This window comes from Streptomyces sp. NPDC104226, assembly GCF_055584085.1.
Genome location: NZ_JBVJMS010000001.1, coordinates 876547 through 893119 on the forward strand (window position 1 = coordinate 876547; position 16573 = coordinate 893119).

General features: G+C 71.3%; 14 protein-coding genes. 5 read left to right on the plus strand and 9 right to left on the minus strand.

The features are described from left to right. Positions 1-211 precede the first annotated feature (211 nt). A complete protein-coding gene (locus ACZ60J_RS03850) occupies positions 212-718 on the plus strand; it encodes a hypothetical protein (RefSeq protein WP_469678786.1) in 507 nt (168 codons plus the stop codon). A gap of 104 nt (positions 719-822) precedes the next feature. Then, a complete protein-coding gene (locus tag ACZ60J_RS03855) occupies positions 823-2334 on the plus strand; it encodes an FG-GAP-like repeat-containing protein (RefSeq protein WP_469678787.1) in 1512 nt (503 codons plus the stop codon). 74 nt (positions 2335-2408) lie between these two features. Here ACZ60J_RS03855 and ACZ60J_RS03860 read toward each other — a convergent pair whose 3' ends face one another. The 7 genes from ACZ60J_RS03860 to ACZ60J_RS03890 form a co-directional block, all read right to left on the minus strand. Beyond that, the gene (locus ACZ60J_RS03860; RefSeq protein ID WP_469678788.1) at positions 2409-2735 is read right to left on the minus strand and encodes a peptidase inhibitor family I36 protein; all 327 of its coding nucleotides are present in this window, start codon (positions 2733-2735) and stop codon (positions 2409-2411) included. 153 nt (positions 2736-2888) lie between these two features. Beyond that, positions 2889-3494, minus strand: coding sequence for a hypothetical protein (locus ACZ60J_RS03865; protein WP_469678789.1), 606 nt, complete (start codon positions 3492-3494; stop codon positions 2889-2891). A 148-nt stretch (positions 3495-3642) separates the two neighbouring features. Further along, complete coding sequence (locus ACZ60J_RS03870; protein WP_469678790.1) at positions 3643-4668, minus strand: ArsR/SmtB family transcription factor; 1026 nt, start codon at positions 4666-4668, stop codon at positions 3643-3645. Positions 4669-4889: 221 nt separating this feature from the next. Beyond that, positions 4890-6302, minus strand: coding sequence for a dihydrolipoyl dehydrogenase (gene lpdA / locus ACZ60J_RS03875; protein WP_469678791.1), 1413 nt, complete (start codon positions 6300-6302; stop codon positions 4890-4892). 255 nt (positions 6303-6557) lie between these two features. Further along, positions 6558-7604, minus strand: a complete 1047-nt coding sequence (locus ACZ60J_RS03880; RefSeq protein ID WP_469678792.1) for a hypothetical protein — start codon at positions 7602-7604, stop codon at positions 6558-6560. 45 nt (positions 7605-7649) lie between these two features. Beyond that, positions 7650-8303, minus strand: a complete 654-nt coding sequence (locus tag ACZ60J_RS03885; RefSeq protein WP_469678793.1) for a hypothetical protein — start codon at positions 8301-8303, stop codon at positions 7650-7652. A gap of 555 nt (positions 8304-8858) precedes the next feature. After that, positions 8859-9845, minus strand: a complete 987-nt coding sequence (locus ACZ60J_RS03890) for an ArsR/SmtB family transcription factor (protein ID WP_469678794.1) — start codon at positions 9843-9845, stop codon at positions 8859-8861. Between the two features lie 299 nt (positions 9846-10144). Here ACZ60J_RS03890 and ACZ60J_RS03895 point away from each other — a divergent pair, with 299 nt between their 5' ends. The 3 genes from ACZ60J_RS03895 (at position 10145) to ACZ60J_RS03905 (ending at position 14590) form a co-directional block, all read left to right on the plus strand. Then, positions 10145-10687 carry a hypothetical protein gene (locus tag ACZ60J_RS03895; protein ID WP_469678795.1) on the plus strand — a complete coding sequence of 181 codons (543 nt, stop codon included), beginning with the start codon at positions 10145-10147 and terminating at the stop codon, positions 10685-10687. Between the two features lie 469 nt (positions 10688-11156). Continuing rightward, positions 11157-12554 (plus strand): MFS transporter, encoded by a 1398-nt coding sequence (locus tag ACZ60J_RS03900; protein WP_469678796.1) that lies wholly within the window; start codon positions 11157-11159, stop codon positions 12552-12554. 113 nt (positions 12555-12667) lie between these two features. Further along, positions 12668-14590 (plus strand): helix-turn-helix domain-containing protein, encoded by a 1923-nt coding sequence (locus ACZ60J_RS03905; RefSeq protein WP_469678797.1) that lies wholly within the window; start codon positions 12668-12670, stop codon positions 14588-14590. A gap of 166 nt (positions 14591-14756) precedes the next feature. On the opposite strand, the gene ACZ60J_RS03910 is transcribed toward ACZ60J_RS03905, so the two are convergent. Further along, entirely contained in the window at positions 14757-15470 is a 714-nt protein-coding gene (locus tag ACZ60J_RS03910; RefSeq protein WP_469678798.1) for a response regulator, read from the minus strand. Beyond that, complete coding sequence (locus ACZ60J_RS03915) at positions 15467-16435, minus strand: sensor histidine kinase (protein WP_469678799.1); 969 nt, start codon at positions 16433-16435, stop codon at positions 15467-15469. Before ACZ60J_RS03915 ends, ACZ60J_RS03910 begins: the two co-directional genes overlap by 4 nt. Between the last annotated feature and the right edge of the window lie 138 nt (positions 16436-16573).

Genomic DNA, 16573 nt, shown 5'->3' on the forward strand with positions numbered 1-16573 from the left:
TAAAGACGCGCTCCGACCCACATGGCGAGGGAGCACTCTGAGATGACTGCAGGAAAAGTCCCTATCTGACCGATTTTGGTCAGCAGGATGACCCCAAAGAGGCAGGTCTGGCCAGGCCTTGGGGATCTGCGGAGATCTTACATGTGCTTTACTTACGCGAACTTACCGGGGGGTAGCGCAACCCTCCTGCCTCCATGTACTAAGGAAAATCGTGGCGATATCCCGTGCCCGCAAGGCACTCCTCACCGGTCTCGTCGGCGCGGCGGCGGCCGTCGCCGGGATCGCGAGCCTCGGCGTCGCACATGCCGGCCCCCAGGCCCCCGCGGCCGTTACGGCAGCCGACATGCCGATCGCCCTCGAGGACTTCTCCTACCCGGACGCGGCCCGCATCCTGGCCGACCAGAAGATCACCCTCAAGCGCGGCGACGGCAACATCGTCTTCGTCGACTGCGCCGCCGGGACCCCCGACATCACGGTCAAGTCCCGCATCGCCCAGAAGAACTTCTGCTTCGACGTCATCGGCAACAAGGGCTGGCTCACCCTCGAGCTCCCCGACGCGTTCGGCATCTGGACCGAGGCCCACCCCGTCCAGGCCAAGATCACTGCCGGCGGCCAGGAGACGGTCGTCGACGCACCCGCCAACGACTACAAGCCGTTCGGTGAAGCCGGCGACTCCGGCACCCCCTCGGTCCTCGTCGAGCTCCGCGTCACCAGCTGAGCCCCGTCGCACGGCCGGCCGCCCCTGCGGCCATCCGCGGCACGTCGGCCCATGGCGCCCGCCGCCCACATCCCCTCGAAGCTCACTGAAGACCAGGAAGACCCATGTTCCACATACCTCGGCGCACCACCTGGACGGCCGCGGCCCTGACCCTCGCAGGCGCCTGTGCGCTCGCGCCCGCCGGCGGCGCCCTGGCAGCCGTCGGAACCCCCGCTGCCGCTGGGCAGTACGCCTACACCGCCAAGCTCACCATCGGCGACGAGGCCAACAGTCGCGCCTGCTCCGCCGTCCTGGTCCACGCGAACTGGGTCCTGACCGCGACGAGCTGCTTCGCGAAGACCCCCGGCGCAGCGGTCGTGGCGGGGAAGCCGGCCCTGAAGACCACCGCCAAGATCGGCACGACCACGCTCGACGTGGTCAAGCTGGTGCCGCGCAGCGACCGTGACATCGTCCTGGCCCGGCTGTCCAAGCCCGTCGCCGGCATCGCCCCCGTCAAGGTCGCCGCTGCGCAGCCGGCCGTGAACGCGGCGGTCACGGCGGCCGGCTTCGGCCGTACCAAGACCGCGTGGGTGCAGGCGAAGGTCCACACCGCCGCGTTCGGCGTCGCCTCTTCGGACGCCACGACGCTGACCCTCACGGGCAAGGGCACCGACTCCATCTGCCGGGGCGACGCCGGCGGCCCCCTGGTCAACGGCAACGGCGAACTGGCCGGCATCAACAACCGGTCCTGGCAGGGCGGCTGCCTGGGCACCCCCGCCACGGAGACCCGTACCGGCGCCATCGCCTCCCGCGCGGACGGTCTCCAGGACTGGATCCGCAAGACCGCTTTCCACGCCCCCGGCGACATGACCAACGACGGGATTGCCGACCTCGCGGCGATCTGGGGTGACGGCAACCTCCACCTCTACCCCGGCGACAAGACCAAGGGCCTGGCCGGCACCAGCGTCGCGCAGCTCGGCGGCGCCACCTGGAGCACCTCCAAGCAGCTCGCAGCCGGCGACTTCAACGGCGACGGCATCTCCGACCTCATGTCGGTCTGGAACGACGGCACCCTGCACCTGTACAAGGGCGACGGGAAGGGCAAGGTGACCGACGGAGTCACCGTCACCGAGGGCGCCAGCAGCTGGGGACCCATCAAGCAGTTCACCGCCGGCGACTTCACCGGTGACGGCATCGCCGACCTCATGGCCGGCTGGGGCGACGGCACCCTGCACCTGTACAAGGGCAAGGGCGACGGCCAGCTCGCCTCCGAGACCAAGGTGAACACCGGCGGCAACACCTGGGGCACCGTGAAGCTGCTGCCCGGCGGCGACTTCAACGGTGACGGCATCGCCGACCTCATGTCCGTCTGGAACGACGGCACCCTGCACTTCTACCCCGGTGACGGCACCGGCCAGATCGGCGACGGTGTCACGGTCCCGCTCGGCGGCAACACCTGGGGCACGATCCGGCACATGACCGCCGGGGACTTCAGCGGTGACGGCATCGCCGACCTGATGGCCATCTGGACCGACGGCAGCCTCCACCTCTACAAGGGCGACGGCAAGGGCGGAATCACGGACGGCGTCGACATGATGGGCGGCACCAGCTGGAAGACCATGCTCCACCTCGCCTGAGCCACACACCGGCGTGGAAGCGTGCCGCTGCCGGACCCGGGATCATCCCCCGGGTCCGGCAGCGGGCCCGGTGATCAGCAGGGGGTTACCCACAGGGAGCTGATGTTGTCGTTCCGGTGGTACTGGGAGGTGTTGCCCTTCCAGTTGCCCACCGGCCACGTGGAGCCTTGCTTGTAGGCGTCCAGGTACGTGCAGACCGTCCTGCCCGTCCTGTTCCACACCGAGGAGACCTTGTCGTTCAGGCCGTAGTCGCCGAGGTTGTCCGTGCCGTTGCGGAAGTACGCCGCGCCGCCGTATCCGTTGTCGTGCTCGTACACGCAGAACTCGCCCACCTCGCAGTTGCGCCAAGGCGTCTCGGCAGCGGTTGCCGCTGCTGCCGGCACGGTGAGCGCAGCGGACATGACCAAGCCAGTCGCAGCGGTGAGGGTGAGGAAGGAGCGCCGCAGAGACATCACGGGATCCGCCTTTGCTTGGAACTGGATTCCTTTACTCCACTACAGCAGCTCGACGCGGGGAAACACACGCGAGAACAAGCCGTTGCCGCGCGCCGCGGGTCAGACCCGTAGGCCGGCACGGTTCAGGGCGACCTCGGCGAGTTCGGCGATGACGGACTCGTCCCCGCGGCGCCAGGCATCGGCGAGCCCTCCCTGAGGAGCGGACAGCGCGGCGAGGTCGCCCAGCGGACCCGTCAGGGCACGCAGCGCCAGCAGGTCGGCGCCTCCTGGGGCCTCGTGCAGGCGGCGCACGGCGGTGCTCCGCCGGATCCAGCGCAGACGCGCGGGGAGCCACAGCAGGAGGACGAGGGCGACCGGGACCACGATGAGCGTCGTGGTGGTGAGGGTGGCCACCTGACTCACCGTGTCCTGGAGCGACTGTCCGGCATCGGCGAACCCGGTGCTCGCGTCGGCCGCGGACTGCAGGGGTGTCTTCAGCAGGTCGCCGACGAGCGGCACCTTCGAAGCCGCGTTGCCGGCGTTGCCGAGTTCGGCGGCCAGGCTGTCGCCCGAGCTTTCGACCTTCCGCCCGGGCTCGGCCAGTAGCATGATCGTTCTGCGGACGGCGAGGGCGAACGTCACTGCCGCGGCCATCAGGAGCACCGCGAGCAGATCCGCGCACAGCTGGCGGTTCCGACGCGCTGGTGTCTGGGCGTAGATACGCATCGAGGGGGCTCCCGTTCGAGTCGCGGTGGCAAGGGCAGCACTCCCCCGGCCGGAGAGGAACCGCCGGTCGCCCACTTCGCAGTCGACTCTTCCACCGCGCCGCCCGGCCAAACCCCCGACGCACCGCCAGAACCACCCGCCGCTCCTCTTACGGCCGGTTCGGCCCCGGAGCGCCCGTGCTCGGTCCGTGGCCTCCCAGGAGTTGGGCGCCCAGCGGCGTGACGGTGTGCACCACGGATCTGCCGCGCCGGCTCGTGGTGATCAGACGGGCGTTGCGCAGCACCGTCGCGTGCTCGCTCGCCGCTGCGATCGACACGTTCAGGCGTCGCGCCAGCTCGGTGGTGGTGCACCCTTCGGTGGCCACTTTCAGTGCCGCGGCACGCGTGCGCCCCAGCAAAGCGCCCAGTGACGGGTCCGCGGCCCGCTCCGTACCCCACAACGCGGCGCCCGTCTGTGCGTCACCGATGGTGGGAAGGGAGAGCGTGGGCGCCGCGGTGCCGTCCTGCGGGTCCCACAACAGTGCCGGGTCCCGCCACAGGAAGACGGTCGGCGCGATGACGAGGCCGCGCCCTGCGAGGTGGACGTCGACGTGCCGGTGGTAGCGCACCTCCAGTACGGGCGCCCGCCACCGCACCAGCGGCAGGCACATCCCCTCCAGCAGGCGTTGGATCCCGCCGTCGAGCAGCGTCCGCGCGAAGGACGCCCGTACGCCCTGCACATGGGTTCTCGCCCCGTTCCAGAAGGGAGCGACGATCGCCTCGTTGCAGGCGGCGAGTCCCGCGGCGAAGTCCCTGCGTGCTTCGAGGTCGCCGGCCGCCAGGTTCCGGGCCCAGGCCAGCTGCGAGGGGTGGAAGGCGATGTGTTCGAACTCGGTCCGCAGGCTGGCGGGCGACGCACGGAGCAGGTTCTCGATTCCCTCCTCGAGGGAGGGCGTGTCGCCCATCAGCACCGTCAGGTCGATGTCCGGGCCGTCCGTGGCCAGCAGGCTCGTGAACGGGCGGGTCTGCGCACCCAGCCGCCCGCGGACCGCCGCCCGCCAGGGGCGGAAGGGCAGGGCCGCGGCGGCGCAGTCGCGCAGAAGCCTCAGGCCGTACATCGTTTCCGCGGCCGCCCCGACCGTCGCGGCCACACGCGTCCGGGCCAGGTCCTCGGCGGTGAAATGAATGCGCAGCACCGGGAATCCTCCATCGCCGTCCGCCCTGGCGCCACTTGATCGCCCACCGCAGTCTGTGCCCCGCCCACGGCTCCGTCCAGGACCTGATTCGGCCAGAGGCCCTGGAGTCGCCGCCAGGCGCGGGGTTGCGGGACTCCCGTCCGCTCCTCTTCCCAGTGAGCAACGGCCATGGCCGCAGCGTGCCGGTGCGGCCGTCCGGCGTACCGGCACGCTGCGGAGGGTCACATGTTGATCATGTGGCCGGCCAGGCCGTGCACGGCCTCCTTGACGGCCTCGCCCAGGGTCGGGTGGGCATGCACGTTGCGGGCTACCTCGTGGACGGTGAGATCCCATTGCTGGGCCAGGGTCAGTTCGGGGAGCAGTTCGGTGACGTCGGGGCCGATGAGGTGGCCGCCGATCAGCTCGCCGTACTTGGCATCGCTGATCAGCTTCACGAATCCGGTGGTGTCACCGAGGCCATGCGACTTGCCGTTCGCGGTGAAGGGGAACTTGGCAACCTTGACGTCGTAGCCGAGCTCACGGGCCTGGGCCTCGGTGTAGCCGAAGCTCGCGATCTGCGGCTGGCAGTAGGTGGCGCGGGGGATCATCGCGTAGTCGAGTTCCATGGTCTCGGCATCGGCGATCGTCTCGGCCGCGATCACCCCCATGGCCTCGGCGGTGTGGGCGAGCATGAGCTTCGCCGTCACGTCACCGATGGCGTAGATGTGCGGGACGGAGGTGCGGCAGCGGCCGTCGACCTCGATCGCGCCGCGGTCGGTCACGCGCACGCCCGTCTGCTCCAGCCCGTACCCGGTGACGTTCGGCGCGAAGCCGATCGCCTGGAGGACCTTGTCGGCCTCCAGGACCTTCGGAGTGCCGTCCTTCCCGGTGACGGAGACGCGGACCTGGTGCCCGGACTCGTCGATGGCGTCGACCCGAGTGGAGGTGAGGACCTCGATGCCCAGCTTTCGGTACTGGCGGGCGAGTTCCGCGGAGACCTCGGCGTCCTCCAGCGGGGCGACACGGTCAAGGAACTCGACGATCGTGACCTTCACACCGTAGTTGTGCAGTACGTAGGCGAACTCGATGCCGATGGCACCCGCCCCGGCGATGACGATGGACTGCGGGAGGTCATCAGCGAGGATCTGCTCCTCGAAGGTGACCACGCGCGCGCTGCGCTTGGTACCGGGCAGCAGTTTGGGGGTCGCGCCGGTGGCGATGATGCACTGGTCGAATCCGATGGTGCGGGTGTTGCCGTCGTAGCCGGTGACCTGGAGGGTGTGCGGGTCGAGGAAGGTGCCGCGGCCGTCCACCTCGGTGATCTTGTTCTTCTTCATCAGGTAGTGGACTCCCTTGACCCGGCCGTCGGCGACCGTGCGGCTGCGCCGGAAGGCCTCGCCGTAGTCGAAGGTGACCTCTCCCTCGACCTTGATGCCGAAGGTCTTCGCCTCATGGGTGAAGATGTGAGCCAGTTCCGCGTTGCGCAGCAGGGCCTTGGTCGGGATGCAGCCCACGTTCAGGCAGACACCTCCCCAGTACCTCTCCTCGACTACGGCGACACGCTTGCCCAGTTGGGCGGCGCGGACGGCGGCGACATACCCCCCGGGCCCGGCTCCGAGTACGACGACATCGAATCGATCGTCCTGCTCGACCATGGTGCGATCCTCTTCTTCCATCGGTACAACTGCCCTTCCGTGACAGCTCGTACTGGAAAGTGTCGGTCACCGGCAGGGTGATCCGTCGGTTGCGTCCGGCCATGTCCCGCCGCCTCCGACGGCCTGGCCGACGCGGGCGACCCCGAGGCCGTGACGAGGCCTGCCGCGAGACAGCCGTTCCGGAACCGCCCGTATGACGCGCAGGAGGCGAACCGTGTCGTGCACGGGCGCCGGCCCGAAGGGCTCTCGCACACGTCATTGGAGCAGTTCGAAGTGGGGATGGTACGGAGAAGAAGGGCAGACGTGGAGCTGCAGGTTGTTGCCACCGGCGATATCGATCAAGGTGAAGTTGCCGTCGCGGGCGCCCAGGGGCTGTGGACCCTTGATCGGCTGGTCCTCCTCGGCGATCCAGGTCGCGCTGCCGCCGTCCCACTCTGACGAGGCAATGGTGAGGAGCGGGACCGCCTCGGTGCCGCACTCCGGGCAGACGCGGTCGACGAGGTCGGTCGGGCTCCAGCGGGTCCACCCGCCGGTCTTCCAGCCGGGGGCGGTGCAGAGGTTGTTCAGATAGAGCTCGCCCGGATCGTACGCGTACGCGTTGTACTGCGCCGGGTCAATCGCAGCCCAGCGGTTCTCGTCGTCCAACTGGTCCCGGAGCTCCTTGCTCAGCTCGCTGGGGTGCGGGTAGTCGGTGACCTGCTCGGGTGAAACACGGCACGGCTCCGGGAGGTACCGGTCGGCCTGGACGATCGGCGGCTCGGGCGCTGCGTTGAGTACGTCGGTGACGGCGGCGGAGGACCGCCAGAACAGGGCGGTCTTGGGGTGTGCCAACTCGTGGTCGAAGGGGCACCAGAGGACTTGGAGCAGGTCCGCGTCGACCGGGCGGGGGAAGGGGATGTCCCGGGCGTAGAGCTGGGCGACGGGCAGCAGGGGAATCGGGCCGTCGAACCAGGGGCGGCCATCCTTGACGCGCTCCCAGTTCGCCCGCTCCTCGGGGGTAACCTCGGGCGCCCCTGGGTCGAGGCGCAGCCGCTCGGTCGCTGCGGCGAGATCGCGGCGGAGGGCCCGGACGTCGTCCGGGGAGTGGGCCGCGTGCGATGCCCTGCTGTCGTGAGGCTCGTTGCAGTGGGGCCACGGCTCGTCGGCGGGCCACAGGAGAGGACCGCCGACGGAGCTTTCGTGCACGGTCGGCGATCCCGGCCGCGGGTGCAGCCGGGTCGCCGGCCTCGCCAGCGGGGCCAGTTCAGGGAAAAGTACGGTCACGTCGAACGGCCGGGGCGGGGTGGTAAACATGGCGCTCATAGCGGTGATGCTGCCAGCAGCCGCTGACACGGCCCCTGCCCAGGTCTATTGGATCAGGGTGGTGTGGTTGGAGCACGTCGTGCACGAGTAGAGCTGCAGATGGTTGCCTTTGGAGACCTGGATGCCGGGCGGGTTGTGCACCGGGTCATCGTCGATCACGGCGATGCCTTGGTCTTCAGTCGGAACCCAGCCCCTGCGGTAGTCGCGGGACTCCTCCGAGGCGATGGTCAGCAGCGGGGCCATCGCGGTTCCGCAGTTGATGCAGAACCGGGCGGCGGGGTCGGTCAGGCCCCACGGCGCCCACCCGCCGACCTTCCACCCCGGGGCCTCGGACAGTTCGTCGGAGTAGTACTCCTGCGGCTCCTCGTAGTCATCGTCCATCACGATGCCGGCCGACCGCCAGGTGCTCCAGTCGTTGACCTTGTCTCGTAGTTGTTCGCTCAGCTCCAGGAAGTTGGGGTACTCGGTGACCTGCTCCGGGGACAGCACACACGGCTTCGGCAGGTAGCCGTCCTGGACGTCGGTCGGGGTGGGCGGGGAGACGAGGACGCTGCCGACGTCGGCGGCGGTCCGCCAGACCAGCTCGGTCCGGGGTTTGAGGAACGGCGGATGCTCGGAGGGGCACCACAGCACTTGAAGCAGATCGGCCCGTCCGGGCGGCCGCAGGTCGGGCACGTCGCGCGCGTACAACTGGGCCACGGGCACCAGCGGAGAGGCCGGGCCCTCGTGCCACTTGTCGCAGTACGCCCATGGCTGCGAGGCGGGCCAGAGCAACGGACCGCCGACCGAGCTGTCGTAGGGCGCGGGAGAGCCGGACCGGGGATGCAGCCGGGTCGTAGTGCGAGCCAGCGGCGCCAGTTCAGGGAAAAGCGCGCTGATGTCGCACGGCCGCGGTGGGGTGGTACGTATGCCGTTCACAGATTCGATACTGCCAGCCGCCTCGGACAACCGACGTGCCGAGCTGGGCCTCTGGCTGCGCAGCCGACGGGCGCGACCAAACCAGCACCGGATTCGGAACACACCCCTCCGGTGCCCGACCTCCTCCGAAAGACCTTCCGCCCTGGACTTCCGACCGTCCAGAATCGGCAACGCTCTGCAACCGCGGCAGAGGCCACGCGAGGACAGCTTCGGCCGCGGGTCAGCAGGACACTAAGAACCGTCGAGGCTGTCCTTGGCATGAGCCTTCACGGGACCCGCGCACTCGGATGTCTAGTCGACCGCCGCGCTGGAACGCACCCGGAGCCCGAGGTCCACCTATGGGTCGCTCAGGAGTGCACGGCCCAGGGGTGTCAGGAGGTGGCGGACCCCGTTCCCGTGCCGGGCCGTCGTCAGGAGGCCGGCCGCTCTCAGCACCGTCGCGTGGTGGCTCGCGGTCGCTGGGGAGGTACCCGTGCGCCGCCCCAGCTCCGCCGTGTTCACGGGCGTCTCGGCGGCCCGCAGCACCCGTGCGCGGGTGCTCCCGAGCAGGGCGCCGAGGGCTCCGTCCGGGCGGGGCGGGGCGGTTGGCGCCCAGACCCGGCCGTACGCGGGGAGGTCCCGGGCGATCGGGTAGCGCAGTACCAGCGGCCGGCCCGGATCGGCGTTGTCGACCAGGGCCAGGGGCCCCGGCCAGAAGAAGGTCGGTACGAGCAGCAGCCCCTGCCCCGCCAGCCGCAGGTCCGTATCGGCCTCGCACGGAACGTGGAGGACCGGCGCGGCCCAGCGGATCTCGGGATGCAGGCCGGCGAGGAGCCCCTCGACACCGGCGTCGGCCAGGGTCAGCGCGCGCCGGGTGCGGTCGGCGTGTGCCGTCGCCGCGATCTGCGCCCAGTACGGGGCGACGGCCACGGCGTGGTAGGCCGACAGGGCGTCGCGGACGACGGCGCCCCAATGCGGGGCGCCGTGGTGCAGCGCGTGGATCCAGCGCGGTGCCCGCGGGCGCTGAAGCGCGACGGCGTCGAAGTCCGCGGTCCACTGGCGGCGGGGCAGTGACCAGGTGTGGTCGATGCTGTCCGCGAGGGTGCCGGTGGCGGCGTGCATGAAGACCTCCGGTACGTACTCCCCGAGGCCGGCGGGGGCCAGTTCGAACAGCGGCCGCATGACCGCCCGCAGGCCTCCGCGCGTGCGCTCCCTCCAGCCCGCGAGTTCGACGCCCCCCGGTCCGCCGGCCTGGAGCGCCGGCAGGCTCAGGACCGTCTCGGCGAGGGGGTCGGGGCACGGGGCGACGCGGACCCGGGCGAGGTCCTCCGAAGTGAAGTGCACACGCAACACCGGTTGTTCTCCGTAGGTGACGGCGACGAGGAGGACCAGCCCACGGCACGCTATCCGCCCCGGCACGAACCCGTGGCGGACGACGGCTGAACTGGCCGGGAGACGCTGCCCGGCTCCGTCCGATGTCCGAATTCGATGGAGATCGAAGGGTGTTGGATGCCATGCGGAAAGGGGCTGACACTGGGGCCGGCCGCGACGCCGGGGACGTGCGGACGCACCACCCACCGCATCGTCCCACCGCACCGGCCCGTCATCAGACCCGTGCGCCACAACCGAGGAGCAGACCCGTCATGCGACTTCCGCGCCATCCGCTCGCCTTGCACACCGCCGTAGCCCTCGGCACGGTCCTCGCGGCCGCCGGGCTGCTGTCGGGGCCCGCTGCCGCCGCGCCGGCCGCCACCGCCCCTGCGGCCACCTCCGTGGTCGCCCGGGCCGCCGACGAAACGATCATCCAGGGCACCAGCATGCTGGCGCGGGGCCAGGCCTGGTACTCGCCGGACGGCCGGACCATGCTCGCCATGCAGGGCGACGGCCACGCCGTGCTCTACCACGACGGCGCGGCGATCTGGACCGCCCGCGGCAGCTACGGCGTCGGCAACCAGCTCTACATGCAGGCCGACGGCAACCTGGTGGTCTACGACGCCGCCATGCGCGCCGTATGGAACAGCCAGACGCACTACCACCCGGGTGCCCACCTCGCCATCCAGAACTCCGGGAACATGGTGGTGTACTACGGCTCGACACCGCTGTGGTGGTCCAACTTCCGCCCTGGCGGCCCCGGGGACCCGGAGGAGCCCGAGTGCAACCCGCGCCCGGGCCGGCTCTGCCCCTGACCGGTCAAGCGGTCATCTGAGAACGGAGACTCTCCACCAAGGAACTCGAGGTCGGCCACGACGGCGTCCTCGACCGCAGCCTGTGGCACTGGGATGACCGCGATGCCTGGACCCGGGACGGCGACGCCCCGGGACCACTGCGCGGCCGAACTACCGAGCGCGGGAGCATCCCCCGCTCCCCTACATCCCGGTGCCCTGCTCACCAGAGTCCGTCCGGAGCCCAGCGCAACCAGCACCGAACCAGCACGGGAACCAACCCCGCCTCCCCAAAATGGCCATGACTCCGCAATTCGGGCAGGGCTCCGTACCCGGTTCCGGAAGGCATGCAGAGCACGCGTTCGGGCCATGTGGTGGTGGTGCACATCAGGTGATGCCTGATTGTGATGGCGGGCACCATATGCCGCTGAACTGGGGACTTCTACGTTGTGGCCACACCCGACGTCCCCGCAGACACCCTGGAAGTGGTCACATGGTCTCCCCCGGAACCGTCCCGCAGGCTCCATCCGGAATACGGCGGATCGTCGCCGCCAGTCTCATCGGGACCACCATCGAGTGGTACGACTTCTTCCTCTACGGGACCGCCGCCGCCCTGGTCTTCAACAAGCTGTTCTTCCCCACCGCGGATCCGCTCACGGGGACCCTGATCGCCTTCCTGACCTACGCCATCGGCTTCCTCGCCCGGCCTCTGGGCGGGGTGGTGTTCGGGCATTTCGGGGACAAGGTCGGGCGCAAGAAGCTGCTGGTGCTGAGTCTGCTCATGATGGGCGGGGCGACCTTCGCGATGGGGCTGCTGCCCACCCACGCCAGCATCGGGGTCGGGGCGCCGATCCTGCTGACCGCGCTGCGCCTGGTGCAGGGGTTCGCGCTCGGTGGTGAATGGGGAGGGGCCGTGCTCATCGTGTCCGAGCACGGTGGGGCCGAGCACCGCGGGTTCTGGGCCTCCTGGCCGCAGTCGGGCGCTCCCGGCGGGAACCTGCTCGCCACCGGGGTGCTCGCGCTGCTCGCCGCCGTGCAGTCGGATGCCGCGTTCCTCGCCTGGGGGTGGCGGATCCCCTTCCTGCTCTCCGGGGTGCTCGTGATGGTCGGGCTGTGGATCCGCCTCTCGGTGTCGGAGTCGCCCGTCTTCCTCGCCGCACAGGCCGCGGCCGCGGCACGGGGCGAGGCGGAGAAGGCGCCCGTGGTGCAGGTGTTCCGCAAGGACTGGCGGCAGGTGCTGAGCGCCATCGGCACGCGCTTCGGCGAGAACATCTCGTACTACGTCCTCACCTCCTTCCTCCTCGTCTACGTCACCACCCACCTCGGGCTCCCCAAGACCACCGCGCTCAATGCGCTCCTGATCGGCTCGGCCGTCCACTTCCTGACCATCCCGGCCTGGGGCGCACTCTCCGACCGGATCGGACGCCGGCCCGTGACGCTGATCGGTTCGGTCGGCATGGCGCTGTGGGCGTTCGCGTTCTTCGCGCTGGTGGACTCGGAGTCCTTCCTCGTCATCACCCTCGCCGTCACCGCCGGGCTGCTGCTGCACGGGGCCATGTACGGGCCGCAGGCCGCCTTCATCTCGGAGATGTTCGACACCCGGGTCCGCTACTCGGGCGCCTCGATGGGCTCCCAGCTCGCCTCGATCATCGCGGGCGCCCTGGCCCCGATCATCGCCGTCGAGCTCCTGAAGGACTACGACTCCTCCGTGCCGGTCTCCGTCTACCTGTCCGGGGCCGCCCTCGTCACCACCCTCACCGTCCTCCTGGCCCGCGAGACCCGGGGCCGCGACCTGTCCGTCCCGCATGCGGGCGCGGAGGCGGGAGCGACGGCTCCGGCAGCGGCGGCCGCGGGTAGCGGGTACGCCGGCGCGGTCTCCGACCACGCCTGAGTCCGCCCGCCCGGGCCCGACCGACCGACCGAGGCGTGGGCCGCCCGCCGTGACCGGTACCTCCGGTCCGGCGGGCGGACCCGCTCGCCACCCCGTAGCGAAGGGCTGCCAGCATGGCCCCCGTGAACGATCCCTCCGCGCCCGCGGCAGCACTGCGGCAGCTCCTGGACCTGCTCGCCCAGGGCGCGCCCGCCGAGCACTTCGCCCGGCCGGGCGCGCAGGCCCGTACCGCCGGCGCGGGCGCCGGTGATCAGGCCCTCGTCGACGAGGCCACCCGGGTCGCCCTCGACATCCGGCGCACGCTCGACCAGCACCGCAGGCGCGAGGCGGAGCTCACCGCCCTGTTCGACACGGCCGGCGACCTCGCGGCGCTGCGCGATCTCGACGCGGTGCTACGGGCCATCGTGCGGCGGGCCCGGACCCTGCTCGGCACGGACTGCGCCTACCTCACGCTCAACGACCCGGTGGTGGGCGACACGTTCATGCGGGTCACCGACGGCTCCGTCTCCGCCGCCTTCCAGCAGTTGCGCCTCGGCATGGGCGAGGGCCTCGGCGGGCTCGTCGCGCAGACGGCCCGGCCGTACGCCAGCTCCGACTACCGCGCCGACGACCGCTTCCGGCACACCAGCACCATCGACGCCGGGGTGCGCGAGGAGGGGCTGCGCGGCATCCTCGGTGTACCGCTGCGCGTGGCCTCGCGGGTCATCGGGGTGCTCTACGCCGCCGACCGGTCGGTGCGCGAGTTCGCACCCGACGCGGTCGCGCTGCTCTCCTCACTGGCCGACCACGCCGCCGTCGCCATCGACGGGGCGCGGCTGCTGGAGGAGACCCGTACCGCACTGGTCGAGCTCAACGCCGCCACCGAGACCGCCCGGGCCCACAGCGAGGCCGCACGGCTGGCCACCGAGACCCACGACCGGCTCACCGATCTGGTCCTGCGCGGCGGGGACGTCACCGATGTGGCCCAGGAGGTGGCCGCGCTGCTGCGGGGCGGGCTGGTGGTGCACGACGCCGACGGCGCCGAGCTGGCCCGGGTCGCCACCGAGCCGATCGGCGCACCCGCCCAGGGGGTGGCGGCCTCCCGTTCCGGCGGCCGGGCCGTACCGGTCGACGGGGTGTGGGTCTGCGCGGTCCTGGCCGGACCCGAACTCCTGGGCAGCATCGCCCTGACGGGCCGGGCGGACCTGTCGGACAACGACCGGCGGCTGTTCGAGCGCACCGGCCTGGTCACCGCGCTCCTCCTGCTGCTGCGCCGCTCGGTGGCCCACGCCGAGGACCGGGTGCGCGGCGAGCTCCTCAGCGAACTGCTGACCCCGCGGAGCCCGGGGCACACCCTCGACACCGACAGCCGCAGGATCCGCGCCCGCAAACTCGGCGTCGACCTCGCACGCCCCCACTCCCTCCTGGTGCTCCACTGCGACGCGGCCCTGCGGCCCCGGCTCTCGACCGAGGCCGCACGCCGCGCCCGCGCCCTCGACGGCCTGGCCGGGCTGCACGAGGGCCACGTCGTGCTCCTCGCCCCGGCCGAACGGCCCGGACACCTCGCACGCTCCCTGGCGACGGAGCTCGCACAGGCGGTGGGCGCACCCGTCACCGTGGGCTCCGCCGGACCGGCCGGCGACCCGGGCGGACTGCCGGGCGTGTACGCCGAGGCCGTGCGCTGCCTGCGGGCCCTGCACGCGCTGGGCCACACCGGCCACGGGGCCGCCCTGCCGGACCTGGGCTTCGTCGGCCTGCTGCTCGGGGACCACGGTGACGTCGGCGGGTACGTCGACCGGGTGCTGGGACCCGTCATCGACTACGACGCACAGCGCGGCACCGAGCTGGTGCGCACCCTCCAGGCCTACTACGTCCACGGGGCGAGCCTCTCCAAGGCCAAGGAGGCACTGCACATCCACGTGAACACCGTCGTGCAGCGCCTCGACCGGATCGGCCGGCTGCTGGGCGAGGACTGGAACTCCCCCGCCCGCGCCCTGGAACTCCAACTCGCCCTGCGCCTGCACCTCCTGTCGCACTCCGCCCCGCCCCGGGCCTGATCACGTAGAGGTGCCCCGCAGTCCGCCCGAAGTGCACGGCGGTCCGTGGGAGCTCGGCTTCGAGCGGCATCGCCTGGCCACGGACGACCGCGGTGAGCACGTATGGCTCACACGCGAGTTGCCGTGACCCGGGCCCGCCGGCCGCGGAAGTCCGCGGGGAACTCCCCTACCCCGTCCCGGCGGTGACCAGGCCCGTCTCGTAGGCCAGGACGACCGCCTGGGCGCGGTCGCGCAGGCTCAGCTTGGCGAAGATCCGGGCCACATGGGTCTTCACGGTGGCCTCGCTGAGCGTGAACTCCTGGGCCAGCTCGGTGTTGGAGAGGCCGTGGCCCATCAGGGTGAGCACCTCCCGCTCGCGCGGGGTGAGGGCGTCCAGGTCGGGGTGGGACGCCGCGGTACTGCCGCCCCGCGCGGCCGATGCCGAGGCGCAGCGCTCCACCAGCCGGCGGGTGATCGACGGGGAGAGCAGTGCGTCGCCGGTGTCGACCAGCCGTACGGCGTTGGCGAGGTACTCGGGGGTGACGTCCTTCAGCAGGAACCCGCTGGCTCCGGCGGCGAGGGCGGCGTAGACGTACTGGTCGAGGTCGAAGGTGGTCAGCATGATCACCCGGCATTCCGGGGCCTCGGCGAGGATCTGCCGGGCGGCCTCCAGTCCGTCCAGGCGGGGCATGCGTATGTCGAGGAGGACGACGTCGGGACGCAGACGGCGCACTTCCGAGACGGCTTCCACCCCGTCGGCCGCGACTCCCACCACGTCGATCCCCCGGGCGGTGAGGATCATGCGGAATCCGGTGCGGACGAGGTCCTGGTCGTCGGCGATGACGACCCGGGGCGAGGCGGCCCTCCGGTCCGGCTCGGCGGCCGGGACCTGCGTGGTCACGGCCGCTCCAGCGGGAGGCGGGCGCGGACCCGGTAGCCGCCGCCGAGGCGACGGCGGGCGTCGAAGTCCCCTCCGTACACGGCGACCCGCTCGCGCAGCCCGACCAGCCCGTGCCCGGCGCCGACCGCCTTCGGGCGCGACGCGGCGGACCCCACAGCAGACCCCACTGCGGTCCCGGCAGCGGACCCGCCGGATGCCGTGGACTCACCGGCCCCCGTGGACGCCGCCGGGGCGAACCTCCCCGGGACCGCCGGTATCCCGTCTCCGGACAGTACGCTCGGCCCGCTGTTGAGCACCTCGACCCTCAGCGCCTGGTCCGCATATCTCACCGTCACCTCGGCCTTCACCCCGTCCCCGTGTTTGAGTGCATTGGTCAGCGCCTCCTGGATGATCCGGTAGGCGGTGACATCGATCCCGGCCGGCAGCGGCCGGGGTTCGCCGGATATCCGGACCTCGACCGGCAGCCCGGCGAAGGCTATCCGATCGATCAGCGGACCGAGCCGGCTCAGACTCGGCTGCGGCGCCAACTCCGCAGCCGGGTGACGCCTTTCGGCGGCTCCGCTCCCGTACGGTTCGTCACGGCCGTCCTGCGCGGGCGCGAGCAGGCCCAGCAGGTGCCGCAGTTCGGTCATGGTCGTGCGCCCGGCCTTCTCCACGGCGGCCATCGCGGCCGCCGCCTCCACGGGCATCGTCGCCAACACCTCCCTGGCGGCGCCCGCTTGGACGATCATCAGGCTGACGTTGTGGCTGACTATGTCGTGCAGTTCCGCCGCTATCCGGGCCCGCTCCGCGTCCACCGCCGTCCGGGCCGCGGCCTCCCGCTCCCGCTCCAGCAGCCACCCGCGCTCCTCGATCGCCGCCCGGTGCGCCGCGCGGGCCCGCAGGAGTGCCACGGTCAGCCCGAGCCCGGCCAACACCACACCCACCACGGCCACCACGGCGGCAACCACCCACCCCGTCGTCACAGCAACTCCCCCTCCCCCGCCCGCACGGCCTCACAACCCGCACGGCCCTCACAACCCTCACGCTTCCAAGATTCTCCTACCCGACCCTCCGACCCTCCCAGGCACCCCGTGTAGTCCACATCACCCTCCGGGTGCTGC

What these genes read in the sequence shown, in the direction of transcription:
- ACZ60J_RS03895 (WP_469678795.1), top strand. Translation starts at nt 10,145, where the DNA reads ATGCGACTTCCGCGCCATCCGCTCGCCTTGCACACCGCCGTAGCCCTC.
- lpdA (WP_469678791.1), bottom strand. Translation starts at nt 6,302, where the DNA reads ATGGTCGAGCAGGACGATCGATTCGATGTCGTCGTACTCGGAGCCGGG.
- ACZ60J_RS03855 (WP_469678787.1), top strand. Translation starts at nt 823, where the DNA reads ATGTTCCACATACCTCGGCGCACCACCTGGACGGCCGCGGCCCTGACC.
- ACZ60J_RS03865 (WP_469678789.1), bottom strand. Translation starts at nt 3,494, where the DNA reads ATGCGTATCTACGCCCAGACACCAGCGCGTCGGAACCGCCAGCTGTGC.
- ACZ60J_RS03900 (WP_469678796.1), top strand. Translation starts at nt 11,157, where the DNA reads ATGGTCTCCCCCGGAACCGTCCCGCAGGCTCCATCCGGAATACGGCGG.
- ACZ60J_RS03905 (WP_469678797.1), top strand. Translation starts at nt 12,668, where the DNA reads ATGGCCCCCGTGAACGATCCCTCCGCGCCCGCGGCAGCACTGCGGCAG.
- ACZ60J_RS03880 (WP_469678792.1), bottom strand. Translation starts at nt 7,604, where the DNA reads ATGAGCGCCATGTTTACCACCCCGCCCCGGCCGTTCGACGTGACCGTA.
- ACZ60J_RS03860 (WP_469678788.1), bottom strand. Translation starts at nt 2,735, where the DNA reads ATGTCCGCTGCGCTCACCGTGCCGGCAGCAGCGGCAACCGCTGCCGAG.